Genomic DNA, 12,786 nt, shown 5'->3' with positions numbered 1-12,786 from the left:
GATTTATGCAACGCTAGTGGCATATAATAGAAAAATAGGAAAAGATAATCATAGAAATGGAGGGAGGAAATTGCCGGTTAAATTCCGTAGCCTGCTCTTTGATTGTATCGGGGCAGTCATACTGGGGCTAGCTGTCGTTTGGCTCACGACAGGGGGAACGAGTCAGTCCGTTTTTACGAGTTGGATAGAGTGGTCACCGCGATGGCTCGATGTGAAAACCTTTTTCCTGAGTATCATCCTGGAAGCCATCCCATTCGTTCTGCTAGGTGTCTTTTTTTCTGCGTTTATCCAAACGTTTGTGACAGAGGAACAGGTGCGTCGATGGACGCCTAAAAATACGTTGGTGGCACTGCCTTTTGCTGGTCTGCTAGGTTTTATTTTTCCCGTATGCGAGTGCGCCATTATCCCTGTTGTTCGTCGTCTGATTCAGAAAGGGATGCCCTTGCATGTAGGGGTTGTGTTTTTGCTTGCTGGACCGATAGTAAATCCGGTCGTGCTATCCTCCACCTACACGGCTTTCACCAGACAACCGGATATGGCTATGTATCGTGGCTTGTCCGCCCTGGTTGTCGCCTTTATCGTAGGCCTGCTGGTGTTATTCTTTGTGAAGAAAAATCCGCTGCGACTGGGCATGGACGCTCAGATCAAGCATGAAGCCTCACATACCGAAGCTTCCCGCGGCAAGCTTTCCGCTACATTTTCCCACGCGGTGGATGAATTCTTTGATATGGGCAAATTTTTGTTGTTCGGAGCTCTCATCAGTGCCTTGCTTCAAGTATTCGTCAGTAGGGAGACTTTGCTTGGAATCGGACAAACCCCGTTTACCTCTCATCTGGTCATGATGGGGATGGCGTACATACTTTCCTTGTGTTCAGAAGCAGATGCGTTTATTGCCGCTTCGTTCTCCAATACGTTTCAAAGCAGCTCGCTATTGGCATTTCTCGTCTTTGGACCCATGGTGGACTTGAAGACGACTCTGCTGTTATTTAGCTCGTTCCGCTTTGGATTTGTAATCAAGCTGATCCTTGCCGTCACTATTACGGTATTCGTGGTCACTATACTCATGCCAGTGTGAAAGGGGATGTGAAATGGATCAGAAGAAGTGGAAGCGTCATTATTTGCTGCGTAGTTTGATTCTCTCTGGTTTTGCGATATGGATTGCTGAAATGATCATCACGGAGAGACTGAGCCACTATCTGGCCCCGAGACTGCACATGTTGATCTACGTGACCCTGGTTGTGTTGATCATTCTGACCGTGACAAGCATTCGTCAGATTTTTGTGGGTAAGAATGAGGATGATTGTGATTGCGATGCCCACAAAATGCCCCAGACAAAATGGGGAACACTCCTCGTATACGGGCTGTTTGCTCTACCGTTGGCCATGGGATTTGTCATGCCGGACAAAATTTTGGGAAGTGCAATGGCAGAAAATTTGGGCGTTACCTTGCTAAGCAATGATGTCCGCAAAATGGCAGAGGTAAATGCAACCGCGAATTCAGCTCCCCATGTACCAGCAGCATCAGAACAAGTTCAGGATGATGAGGCGCCATCTGCTGAGCAAGCCAGTGGTCAAGATACGCCGCAAATCGAGCAGGAGAAACAGGAGTCTGTTTTGCCGGACTCCGGAGGCAAACTGGATGATGCCCAGCTCCAAGAGCTCTTTGGGGATAGCAGCTTTGGCGATTTTTACAGAGACATCGCGATCTATTTGTACAAACAGCCTATCATTAAGCTGGACGACAAGGTGTTCCTGGATGGCTTGACCGCGATGGAGCTGTACGCCAAGCCATTTTCGGGTAAAGAGGTTGAGACGATGGGCTTTGTCTACCATCAATCTGATTTTTCTGAGCTGCAGTTCGTTGTAGCACGTTTTTCCGTATCCTGTTGCACAGCTGATGCCAATGTTTTCGGCATTCTGGTGGAAGACAGCGAGGCCAAGAAATATGAGATCGACAGCTGGGTAAAGGTGAGAGGAAAGCTGGAATTGCGAAGCGCCAATGGCTATGACATGCTCGTTTTGCGGGCAAGTCAGGTTGAAAAGGTGGATGCACCTAAGGACCCGTACGTGTACTACAGCTTTGATACACCCATTGAAAATTGAAATGGAATAGTCCGTAAGTAAAGGCGTGGCGAAAGTAGAAAAACTACTGACGTGCACGCCTCTTTTTTGTCATCTCTTTACTTGTACGTCACAATGAATGGAGATGGAATATGCCGCCAAAAAAGAAGTTTACCAAGGACCAAATTGTGGATGCAGCCTTTGAAATTGCCAAACAGGAGGGGATTGACAGCATCACGATACGAAAGGTCGCGACCAAGCTGGGGAGCTCAATCGCACCGATCTATGTGAATTTCAATGATGCGGATGAGCTTGTTCGGGAAGTCATCCACAAAACGGTAGAGCTGAGCAACCACATACTGCAAGAAAATCATACAGGCAACCCCTTTCATGATATGGGGGTAGCGAGTCTGCGATTTGCCAGAGATTACAGCGTTCTTTTTCGGGTTCTGGTTTGGAATCCAAATAAGTACGTCCATGAGTATGAGCAGGAAATGAACCCTGTATTGCTCGATCAAATGAAAGAGGACGCAGATCTTCAAGGCTTCTCTGACGATGAATTACGGTTGATTTTATTAAAAATGAGAGCTTGTACACTGGGCTTGTCGATCATGGTTGCCAACGGCATGATGCCCGAGGATGTTGATGAAAAGGCTGTGATTCAGATCATGGATAGCATGGCTGAGGATGTCGTGATGACAGCACGCTCGCGAAAAATTGAGAGTTTGGATGAGCGGATGGATGGGGAGTGAAGGGGTTAGGATGAAGCGATTGAAAGCACTGTTTATGACGTGTGTTTGTCTGAGCTTCTTATTGCTTTCGAGTATGCCGGTGGAAGCAAGCACGATGAATCGTACGGAAATAGCTGCTTTTTTGGATCAAAAAATGAATGAGAAGATGGAGAAATACAACATTCCTAATGCGGTTGTATCGTTCGTAGCGGATGGAGAAGTATGGGTAAACAAAGGCTACGGTTATGCCGACCTGCAGACAAAGAAACCGGTTGACGCAGAGCGGACTCTCTTTCGAATCGGTTCCACTTCTAAGCTGCTGACGTGGACGGCGATCATGCAGCTTGTGGAGCAAGGCAAGCTCGATTTGAACACGGACATCAATCAATATTTGGATTTTGAAATTCCTGACCGGCTTTATCATGATCAGAGCGAACAAGAAGCAGTACCGATAACCCTTACCCACTTGATGACCCATACACCTGGTTTTGAAGATTCACTCGATACGGTTTACATAATTTCGGAAGTACCTTTCGACAGCCGTTGCCGGAAGAAATTGCCACTGATATGGCGAAGGCCTATCGATTTTTTGATGGCGAATACCTGGAGGGGGCATTCGAGTTCCTGCCAGAGCCAGCTGGCGGTATGAGTAGCTCTGGTGCAGATATGTCTGCATTCATGCTGTCCCACCTGCAAGGAGTGCGTACCCAGGAAAGTGGCCTCTTATCCGATGCCACGATTCGTCAGATGCATCGTTCATTGTTTACGCATCATCCGCGACTGCACGGGATGGCCCATGGTTTTATGGAAGGAACCTTCCATGATCAAAGAACACTCTTTCATAGTGGAAGTACGATGCTATTTGATACCGGATTGTATTTGCTCCCGGATGAGAATAGAGGATTGTTCATCTCGTATAGTGGAGGGAGCTACCTAGCCCACCTCGAGATTTTTCAAGCGTTTATGGACCGCTATTACCCCGCAGAAAAGCTGTTGCCACCACTCCCGCCAGAAGGGGCGCTGGAACGATCCCGTTCATACATCGGGGAATATCATCAAAATCGGAAGAGCTTCACCACTCCAGAAAGCGTACTGAGCCTGACAATGGGCATGATCCATGTCCAAAGCGACGAGGAAGGATATTTATTGGTTCACCACGTCGGAGAAGCAAGCCGTTTTGTTGAAAGCGAGCAGGGGTCTATCAAAATGTGCAGGAGGGAAAGACAAGAGACTACTTTGGCGGATTCCAGACGCTCGTTTTTAAGACTGATCCATTTGGGAACGTCATGCTGGTTTCGTGCTGTGTCTGATCTTTGGTTCGCTTTTGTTCTGGGGTCTTCATGCAGGGATTCGTTTTATCAGAAATAAAAAAACAGCACAACCGAAAGCAGCTATTGCTGCGAAATGGACTGCAATAGCTTTTGGAGTGTTGACACTCGGCATTGTGCTGGATGTTGTGATTACAGGCGAATTCGATCCGGTGTACGGCGTACCTAAAGCTTATTACGGAGAACAATCTTCCTGGACGGGATGGGTGGAGCAGATTCCATTCGTACAAAACGTATTGGGTGCAGCTCTCTTGATCTTCTTGGTCTATATTTGGAGAAAAGGCTGCTGGAGAATACGAGGGCGTATCCATTACAGCCTTTTTACCCTGTCAGCTACAGGACTGCTGCTCTTCTTTCACTATTGGAACATGGTGTAGACGGTTATTTTTTTATCAATAAATGATGCCGGACAGCGTAAGCAGCGAGCTGAACCCGATTGGCAAGCTGGAGCTTTTCCAGAATGTTTTTGATGTGGTTTTTCACTGTGTTTTCCGAGATGACCAGTGCATCACTGATCTCCCGGTTGGTATTGCCTGCGCCCACATACATGACGATTTCCCGTTCGCGAGGGGTGAGGACCTCAGGCATCAGCTCATCTACCTGCTCGTCCTGGCGGAAATGATGAAGCAGACGCGTCGCCATTTCGCGGGAAGGAATACTGTCCTCTCCTAACAAGGCATGCAGATAGTTGATCCAGTCATCTGGTTCGAGGTTTTTTAGCAAGTAGCCCTGGGCACCAAACTGAATCGCGGTGATGAGGTCCCCAACGTCATCGGAGACGCTGAGAATGACGACTTTGATATGGGGGTAAGCTTTCTTTACTTCGCGTGTCGCCTCCAAGCCATTCCATTTCGGCATGTTGATATCCATCAGGACGAGGTCGGGCTGGAGCTGGCCGCATAGATGAAAGGCCTCTTCACCATTGGCTGCTTCTCCTATCACTTCAAAGGAAGGATCAGGGTCTAGCAGGCTGCGAATCGCCAGGCGAGCCATCGGGTGATCATCAGCGATTATGACGCGATAGGGATTCATCGGGCTTCCCCTCCTTTTTGGGACGTAAGTGTGATCATGGTTCCGCCTGTCTTCCTTTGTTTGATCTCAAGGCTGGCTTGCAATTGTTTGGCTCGGTCGCGCATCATGGCCAATCCGTATTTTTTGGCTTCTACAGAGTCGGCTGCGATCCCGACCCCATCGTCCTCGATCGAGAGCGTCCATTGCTTCGGTTCCTGTGTGGTCAGCTGAATCCAGGCATGACGTGCTTGGGCATGCTTGCGAATATTGGCAAAGGCCTCCTGGATGATACCGAATAGCTGAACCTCTTGAGCAGGAGTAAAAAACGTATCTTTTACGTTAAATTCGGTTGAGACATCGACCCCAGATAGGGCACTCCACTGGGCGAGCCATTTTTCCAGACGCTGCTCTAGACTTCCTTCTTCCGGCAAGGAGCGCAAATTGAATATCGCTTGGCGAACATGATTATCGATTGCTGATACGGCGACACGAGCATCATCGAGATGTCCTTGCTTCAGCTTCACATTGAGAAAAAACAAGGATTGGGCAATCCCGTCGTGCAGCTCGCGGGCGAGTCGTTCCCGTTCTTCATACACCGCGCGCCGGGCTTGCTCTTCCACAAGCTTTGCATTCATTTTTTCAATGGTGCGAAACATCCAGTTCGCAAACAAAAAGGACAGGATCAGTGTCAGGATCGTAATGTATACATTCCCGCTCTCCATGGAGAGATACGGTAATAAAAAGTCGTGACGAATGAATTCGAAGCCCCCGATGATGATTGCGGGAAGCAGTGCGGTAAGCCAATAAAAGGTGCGGTACGTCATCGAATCTTCCCTTTCGTGTACAGTGGCAATCAATCCTAGTATACCGAACCAATCCATCCGATGATATACTCAGTATCAGATCATAGAAAAGATGGACAGGCGGTGGAGGAAAATATGAGTAACAGAGCGAAAGCATTGACCATAGCAGGCTCGGATAGCGGCGGCGGCGCTGGTATTCAGGCTGATCTTAAAACCTTTCATCAATTCGGCGTTTATGGGATGAGTGCCATTACAGCTATCACGGCACAAAATACCTTGGGCGTTTCTGGTGTATATCCGTTGCCGACTGAAGCGGTAGCGCATCAGATTCGTGAGGTGCTGCTCGATCTCGGTGCCGATGCAGCAAAGACGGGAATGCTTTTTGATGCAGCTATCATTCGGGCTGTAGCGGCAGAGCTTGACCCGTACCGAAATATTAAACTCGTTGTGGACCCTGTGATGATCGCAAAAGGAGGAGCAAAATTGCTTCGCGATGATGCGATAGAGGCTCTCAAAAAAGATTTGCTTCCATTGGCAGAGGTTGTGACTCCAAACCTGCCTGAGGCGGAAGTTCTTACTGGCATGCTGATTCGAACACCTGAGCACATGCGCGAAGGGGCAAAGGTGATCCATGCTTTAGGCGCACGTTACGTGATGATGAAAGGGGGTCATCTCGAAGGGGACGAAGTGCTGGACATCCTCTACGATGGACAGGCCTTTTATGAAATCGCACACGAACGGATTCAGACACGCCATACGCATGGAACGGGTTGTACCTTCTCGGCAGCTTTAACGGCAGAGCTGGCAAAAGGAAGGCCGTTGGTTCAGGCAGTTGAAACAGCGAACCGCTTTATCTTTGAAGCCATCAGAACGGCACCCGAGCTGGGAGGCGGACATGGTCCGACGAACCATTGGGCGGCCATCGAATAAGTGCAGGAAAGCCCGGAAAGTTTGATCCGGGCTTTTTGTATGTCCATTTACAAGTCATTTAACTGGCACGCGGAAGCCATCTGAAAGTCGGGTAGGGTAGCTGTCTAACGTAAATCGGTATTCAGTAGGTGCGCCCTTCGAGGTAAGCCGTTTAAATAATTTCCCGTACACCTGCACGAGTTCATTTTCATGATCGGAAGAAGACGTGCTTTGGAGCAGTTCGTATTCGTTTCCTCGATCATCGGTCAGATCACTCACGAAGGAAACATAGCGATTGACATCCTGAACGTCCACTTGCAAAGAAAAATCCATTCCGACGATGTCATCGTTTTGACGCAATGCATCCAGATGAACGCGATCACCCGGTTTTTTCAGCAAGGTGCCTGAATGTGCATCGATTGTCACGTGACGCTTTTCTTTATCCAAGGCCCTGATTTGCTTGGCTTGCAGAAAAAGCTGTTCTGGCTGTGTAAAATAGATGCTTTCCAGATTGTAAATCACCACATTTTCTCCATCCCGGGTGTAGGGAACGCCATTGCCCCAGAAGGAATACGTATGGCCGTGTTCATCTGCGAGCGCCAATTGATCAAAGTCAAAGATGTGCTTGCTGTTGGCAGGATCAAAGTGTATGCTCACTTCCGTCTGAGTAGGGTAGGCAGTGATCTTGCCTATCGTAAATCGCTGACCGTCGACTGCCACTTCCTGATTGACCTCATAGACGATCTCCTTATGAGCGGCGTATCTCGCCTTATCAATGGGGAAAGAGACCTTTATGGGGACGTCGAGAGCGGTTTGATCTACAGCGACGGTCACCTGAAGCTGAAGTTGATCCGGTACCACGTCCTTTTCCGTAAGATTTACATCGACGCGATTTTTGGTCTTGCTGCCTTTATTCATCGAGCTTCCCCAGGATATGCCAGAACCCCATGGCTGTCCTGATGCATCCATCAGCTCTATTTTGTCCAGCGACAGAACATGGTCCGGCTGTTCGTGTTCAATGGTGTAGAAAATGACCATCCGCCGCTCATCCATCAATACTTCGTCTACACTGAATCTGATCTCACCCTCCTGCACGCTCGCTTCGACGTTTTGCACCATTTGATGCTCGGTTGCCCGCTGCAAGCCCTTGTCATCCCTGATGAGATCGACGAGCTTTTCCATACCGGGGATATGGCTGACATAGGCAGCGACGACGGGAGAAAGCCGAATGGAAAAAAAGAATCCGACGAGGAGAGCAGATGCCGTCAAAGTAGCTCCATAGCGCCAAAAGCGTTTTCGTCTCTGTTGAATTTGCTGTGCTTTTTGTACCCCCGAGAAGATAGCACGATCGATTTCAGCAGGAATTGTGGTTTCCTGCAATCTCTGCTTTTCATCTCGCAATGCTTGTTCCAGCTGTTGGTGTGATCCACCCGGTTGTCGGCCAGGTCATGATCCTTGTCCTCCATGACCCAACGTTTTTGTCGTTTTTGTTCATGTATGCAGCAATGAATCAGGATGCGGGTCAGCCACGTGGAAAAAAATGCAGGCTGCCTGAGCTGTGACATTTTGAGATAAGCCCGGCAGGTCGTCTCCTGGATGGCCTCCAAGGCGTCCTGTTCATTTCGCAAAAAGGCATAAGCGACGCGATAAAGCCTTTCCTTGTGCATCTGCATCAGTTGATAAAAAGCATGATTGTCCCCTTTTTGAGCTTCAAGGACAAGTTGTTCCAGATTCACGTCCCCCCCCTCCTACACTCATTAGACTCACGAAACGGATAAACGGTTTTGGTGAACCTGATCAAACATGACTGCTTACACTAGGAGAGGACGAAAAAAGGGTGGGGCAGATGTGGATCAAATGGGTCACAATTCATGAATCCTACGGCCTGCCGAGGGTTGCTCAGGAATGCCGGCAATATTTGGAGCTGCAAGGAATTCAGGTCAGGCTGGTCGGAATGCGAACCAGACGAAAAGGTCATGTATACAAGCTGCAGGTGCCAGTCGAGCAAGAAGAACAGGCGAGGGAAAGGCTTCATACGTTCAAGAGCATGCTGTAGGAAATCTCTTTCAGCCATGCAACCCCATGAGGTGTCCGTTGGGAAAAGGGTGATACTAGAACCAGGGGGTGTAGCATGGCTAAGACCATATTGGAAGCACCGAAGCAACAAACCGGGGCCAAGTTGTTTGTTCCCGACTATGTATTTGTCGAACCGAACGCCCTCCAGTATCCGTTGGGCAAAGAGCTGGTGGAACGATATCAGCAACAAGGAATTCCGATCCAGATGACGACCAGCCACAATCAGGTGCGCGGCATTCCTGGAGAAACAGATGTGGAGAAATTCCGAAACGCCAAACGGACACTGGTCATCGGGGTACGCAAGACCTTGAAATTCGAGCCTTCCAAGCCCTCTGCAGAATACGCACTACCACTCGCGACTGGCTGTGTGGGGCATTGCCATTATTGCTATCTCAATACCAATGTCGGATCTAGGCCGTACATTCGCATTTACGTAAACACAGACGAGATTTTTGCCCAGGCGGAAAAGTACATCCGGGAAAGACCGGGTGAGATCACTCGTTTTGAAGCGGCATGTACCTCTGATCCCGTCAGTATCGAACATATTACGGGAAATCTCAAGCGAGCCATCGAATTTATAGGACAACAAGAGTGGGGGCGTCTGCGGTTTGTCACGAAATTTCATCACGTCGACTCGCTGCTGGATGCCAAGCATAACAAGCATACGCGCTTTCGCTTCAGCATGAATGCCGATTATGTGATCAAAAATTTTGAGCCTGGAACGTCCAGCTTTAGCCAAAGGCTGGAGGCAGCGGGGAAAGTGGCCAAGGCAGGGTATCCGCTCGGTTTTATTCTTGCTCCATTGTACTGGTTCGATGGCTGGGAAAAGGGATATACGGAGCTATTGGAAAAACTTCGCCAAGAGTTGGTTCCCGAAGCGATGGAGGACTTGACGTTTGAGCTGATCCAGCATCGATTCACGAAGATCGCCAAAAGCTTGATCTTGCAACGATACCCCAAGACCAAGCTGGAAATGAATGAAGTAGAGCGCAAATACAAATGGGGCAAATACGGCAAAGGAAAATATGTGTACCCTGATGTAAAAGCAAAAGCTTTGCAAGCCTATCTGGAAAAAGAAATTGCCAGATTGTTTCCTCAGGCACGCGTCGAATACTTTACGTAATCGGTAAAAACTGCTCCGATGCTGCGAGCAGTTTTTACCGTTCTACAGGAACCGAATCGTTTCGACAAATGTGCGTTGGACATGCTACAATATGATTTGCTCTCATATTCGTGAAAGGAAGCAATCCTAATGAAGTCCATTTTGATTACCGTAGAGGGGCCGATCGGCATTGGCAAAACCTCTCTGGCACGGGAACTGAGCCGGGCGTTCGAGTTGCAGCTTCTGGAAGAGATTGTGTATGAAAATCCGTTTTTAGGAAAATTTTACGAGAATATTGCCGAATGGAGCTTCCAGCTGGAAATGTTTTTCTTGTGCAATCGATACAAGCAACTGCAAGACATTCATTCCAAGTATCTGCAACAAAATCAGTCGGTTGTGTCTGACTACAACATTTTTAAAAATACCATTTTTTCCAAACGCACACTGTCGGATGACAATCTGAACAAGTATTTGAAAATCTACGATATTCTGACGGAAAACCTCCCGCAAGCTCATCTGGTGATTTATTTAACCGCTTCCATCGACACGGTCATGAAGCGAATAGCCATGCGAGACCGCGATGTGGAGAGAAGCATGGATGTCGCCTATATGGAACATCTCATTGCTGATTACGAGGAATTTATGGATGCTTTCGAAAAACAACATCCTGACATCCCGGTGATCAAGTTTGATTGCGATCATTTGGATTTTGTACATAAGCCGGAAGATTTGCGTTACGTCCTGGAACGCATTGAACCAAAAGTCAAGGAACTGACGGCAGAATAATCCGAGCTGCGAGTTGAAGGGCAAGAATGTAAATAAGGAGTTGCGTACATGGCAAGGTTTCATAGCAGTCCTCTGCGAGAAAAATACGGAATACCCAGTAATGCCGTGATCACGATCGGCGGTACGGTCGGAGTCGGGAAGTCGACGTTTACCCATGCTTTGGCTGATCAATTGGGTTTTCGGGTTTCTGTAGAAAAAGTGGACAACAACCCGTATTTGGGGCGTTATTACGACGATTTGTCCCGGTGGGGCTTTCATTTGCAAATCTTCTTTTTGGCTGAGCGCTTCAAGGAACAAAAACGGATGTTTGAGTACGGCGGCGGCTTTGTCCAGGATCGCTCGATTTATGAAGATACCGGAATTTTTGCGCGCATGCTGTATGAGCAGGGGAATATGACGGAGGAGGACTATCGCACCTATACCGAGTTGTTTGAAGCGATGGTCATGACACCTTACTTTCCGCATCCTGATATTTTGATTTATCTCGAAGGCAGTTTCGAAGATATCATCGGTCGGGTAAAGGAACGCGGACGCCCGATGGAGCAGCAAACACCGATCGATTACTGGCAGGACCTGTACGGACGCTACGAGGAGTGGATTGCGTCATTCTCGGCCTGCCCGATTTTGCGCATCAATATCAACGAATACGATGTGGTCCATGAGCCTACCTCAATGGAAAGTATCATCGCACGCGTGGCTGAGAAAATCAAAATCGGGAGAGCCACTCGCCTTTAACGCATCGACACTTTGCGTAAAGGAATCGGCTAACGAACAAACCCCTCTATGGTATAATAGGAGCATTCTGGAAAGATAAAAGGAGCTCAGACATGGCAGAAGAATGGTTTGAACGCAGCTTTCGCGAAGATTATGTGCTGGTTTACCGGCACCGTGATGATTCAGCAGCGAATGAAGAAATTGGCAATTTGCTGGCACGGCTGCCGATCAAGCAGCAGGGGAAGGTACTCGATCTTTGCTGTGGAAGCGGGCGTCATTCACGTGCACTGGCTAGCCGGGGCTATGAAGTCGTTGGAGTCGATTTATCGCCTGTCCTTTTGCAGTTGGCGGAAGAGCAGAATCACTTTTCCAATCTCCGTTTTGTCCGCTGCGACATGCGCGATATTCCGTTTCAAAACGAATTTGATATTGTCGTAAATTTATTCACCAGCTTTGGCTACTTCTCGTCAGACGAAGAAAATGCAAAAGTCATCCGCAATATGGCTAAGGCCCTGAAGTCGGAGGGCGAGTTGATCATCGATTATCTCAATCCGTCTTACGTCAAAGACCATCTGGTGCCTCGTTCAACGAAAGAGGTCAAAGATATGAGGATTGATGAAGAGCGCTGGATTCAGGACGGTTTCGTGAAAAAGCGGATCATGATTCGTGATGAATCATCAAGAGAGCCTCGTGAGTACATGGAGCAGGTTCGATTGTTTACGGTGGAGCAAATGATGACCATGCTGGAAGAGGCTGGTTTTGGACAGATTCAGGTATTCGGCAATTACGAGTTTCAACCCTATGTGGCAACCGATTCTCCCCGCATGATCTTCTATGCTAACAAGCAATAAAGGGAGTGCGGATAAGCGTGACTAAGCGCATCATTCCCTGAATAAGATGGTGTTACATACCATCATCGGACTATAAGGGGGAGCTTATCATGAGTAAGCTGTCGGTTGAGCAAGTGAAGCTGTATTTAAGCAAGGTTCCTGGCTGGAAGCTGGTGGAGGAGCGGATGGCGCTGTCTCGCACCTATCACTGTGCGGATTTTGCTGAGGCAATCCGACTGGTCAATCGAGTGGCCGAATGCTTGGAACACGATAGTCAGCATGTTGAGATTCACTTGAGTGCCGGTACAGTCACATTTACTTTGACGACGCGAGAAGCGAGAGGCTTGACAGGCAAGGACTTTGCATTGGCACAGACGATCAGCAAGGTGAGCTAAATCCGATTCAAACGGTAGAAAGCCGCTTCTCTTCACGAGGC

The 12,786-nt window shown here is 48.4% G+C and carries 17 protein-coding genes; 13 read left to right on the top strand and 4 right to left on the bottom strand.

Annotated elements, in window-relative coordinates; translation table 11 throughout:
* The first annotated feature begins 184 nt into the window (after positions 1–184).
* The 6 genes from EDM52_RS22755 (at position 185) to EDM52_RS25005 (ending at position 4,496) form a co-directional block, all read left to right on the top strand.
* Positions 185–1,075: a permease gene (locus EDM52_RS22755; protein ID WP_057133879.1), complete on the top strand. Its 891-nt coding sequence runs from the start codon at positions 185–187 to the stop codon at positions 1,073–1,075.
* Between the two features lie 13 nt (positions 1,076–1,088).
* Complete coding sequence (locus tag EDM52_RS22750) at positions 1,089–2,102, top strand: TIGR03943 family putative permease subunit (RefSeq protein ID WP_122911192.1); 1,014 nt, start codon at positions 1,089–1,091, stop codon at positions 2,100–2,102.
* Between the two features lie 110 nt (positions 2,103–2,212).
* Complete coding sequence (locus EDM52_RS22745) at positions 2,213–2,812, top strand: TetR/AcrR family transcriptional regulator (RefSeq protein ID WP_122911191.1); 600 nt, start codon at positions 2,213–2,215, stop codon at positions 2,810–2,812.
* A 10-nt stretch (positions 2,813–2,822) separates the two neighbouring features.
* Positions 2,823–3,440, top strand: a complete 618-nt coding sequence (locus EDM52_RS25015) for a serine hydrolase domain-containing protein (protein ID WP_221175573.1) — start codon at positions 2,823–2,825, stop codon at positions 3,438–3,440.
* Positions 3,359–4,159, top strand: coding sequence for a serine hydrolase (locus EDM52_RS25010; protein ID WP_221175572.1), 801 nt, complete (start codon positions 3,359–3,361; stop codon positions 4,157–4,159). The genes EDM52_RS25015 and EDM52_RS25010 overlap by 82 nt, the downstream gene beginning before the upstream one ends.
* Positions 4,089–4,496: a hypothetical protein gene (locus tag EDM52_RS25005; protein WP_221175571.1), complete on the top strand. Its 408-nt coding sequence runs from the start codon at positions 4,089–4,091 to the stop codon at positions 4,494–4,496. Before EDM52_RS25010 ends, EDM52_RS25005 begins: the two co-directional genes overlap by 71 nt.
* A 4-nt stretch (positions 4,497–4,500) precedes the next feature.
* Here EDM52_RS25005 and EDM52_RS22730 read toward each other — a convergent pair whose 3' ends face one another.
* Together EDM52_RS22730 and EDM52_RS22725 are read right to left on the bottom strand one after the other, a co-directional pair.
* Positions 4,501–5,151 (bottom strand): response regulator, encoded by a 651-nt coding sequence (locus EDM52_RS22730; RefSeq protein ID WP_057133806.1) that lies wholly within the window; start codon positions 5,149–5,151, stop codon positions 4,501–4,503.
* The gene (locus EDM52_RS22725) at positions 5,148–5,954 is read right to left on the bottom strand and encodes a sensor histidine kinase (RefSeq protein ID WP_122911189.1); all 807 of its coding nucleotides are present in this window, start codon (positions 5,952–5,954) and stop codon (positions 5,148–5,150) included. Before EDM52_RS22725 ends, EDM52_RS22730 begins: the two co-directional genes overlap by 4 nt.
* Positions 5,955–6,068: 114 nt before the next feature.
* On the opposite strand from EDM52_RS22725, the gene thiD reads away from it, so the two are divergent.
* The gene (gene thiD, locus EDM52_RS22720; RefSeq protein ID WP_122911188.1) at positions 6,069–6,863 is read left to right on the top strand and encodes a bifunctional hydroxymethylpyrimidine kinase/phosphomethylpyrimidine kinase; all 795 of its coding nucleotides are present in this window, start codon (positions 6,069–6,071) and stop codon (positions 6,861–6,863) included.
* A 54-nt stretch (positions 6,864–6,917) separates the two neighbouring features.
* Here thiD and EDM52_RS22715 read toward each other — a convergent pair whose 3' ends face one another.
* Complete coding sequence (locus EDM52_RS22715) at positions 6,918–8,111, bottom strand: DUF4179 domain-containing protein (RefSeq protein ID WP_183185305.1); 1,194 nt, start codon at positions 8,109–8,111, stop codon at positions 6,918–6,920.
* A complete protein-coding gene (locus tag EDM52_RS22710) occupies positions 8,108–8,578 on the bottom strand; it encodes a sigma factor (protein ID WP_122911196.1) in 471 nt (156 codons plus the stop codon). The genes EDM52_RS22715 and EDM52_RS22710 overlap by 4 nt, the downstream gene beginning before the upstream one ends.
* A gap of 110 nt (positions 8,579–8,688) precedes the next feature.
* On the opposite strand from EDM52_RS22710, the gene EDM52_RS22705 reads away from it, so the two are divergent.
* From EDM52_RS22705 to EDM52_RS22680, 6 genes are all read left to right on the top strand, one after another.
* A complete protein-coding gene (locus tag EDM52_RS22705) occupies positions 8,689–8,898 on the top strand; it encodes a hypothetical protein (RefSeq protein ID WP_122911195.1) in 210 nt (69 codons plus the stop codon).
* 75 nt (positions 8,899–8,973) lie between these two features.
* On the top strand, positions 8,974–10,041 hold the full coding sequence (gene splB, locus EDM52_RS22700) for a spore photoproduct lyase (RefSeq protein ID WP_122911186.1): 1,068 nt from the start codon (positions 8,974–8,976) through the stop codon (positions 10,039–10,041).
* A 129-nt stretch (positions 10,042–10,170) separates the two neighbouring features.
* On the top strand, positions 10,171–10,806 hold the full coding sequence (locus EDM52_RS22695; RefSeq protein WP_122911185.1) for a deoxynucleoside kinase: 636 nt from the start codon (positions 10,171–10,173) through the stop codon (positions 10,804–10,806).
* Between the two features lie 48 nt (positions 10,807–10,854).
* Positions 10,855–11,541, top strand: coding sequence for a deoxynucleoside kinase (locus EDM52_RS22690; protein WP_057133798.1), 687 nt, complete (start codon positions 10,855–10,857; stop codon positions 11,539–11,541).
* A 92-nt stretch (positions 11,542–11,633) separates the two neighbouring features.
* Positions 11,634–12,371 (top strand): class I SAM-dependent methyltransferase, encoded by a 738-nt coding sequence (locus EDM52_RS22685; protein ID WP_122911184.1) that lies wholly within the window; start codon positions 11,634–11,636, stop codon positions 12,369–12,371.
* 89 nt (positions 12,372–12,460) lie between these two features.
* The gene (locus tag EDM52_RS22680) at positions 12,461–12,745 is read left to right on the top strand and encodes a 4a-hydroxytetrahydrobiopterin dehydratase (RefSeq protein WP_057133796.1); all 285 of its coding nucleotides are present in this window, start codon (positions 12,461–12,463) and stop codon (positions 12,743–12,745) included.
* Positions 12,746–12,786 lie beyond the last annotated feature (41 nt).

This window comes from Brevibacillus invocatus, assembly GCF_003710915.1.
GTDB lineage: Bacteria > Bacillota > Bacilli > Brevibacillales > Brevibacillaceae > Brevibacillus > Brevibacillus invocatus.
The sequence above is the reverse complement of the archived record's forward strand: the minus strand, read 5'-3'. Positions and strand labels throughout refer to the sequence as shown.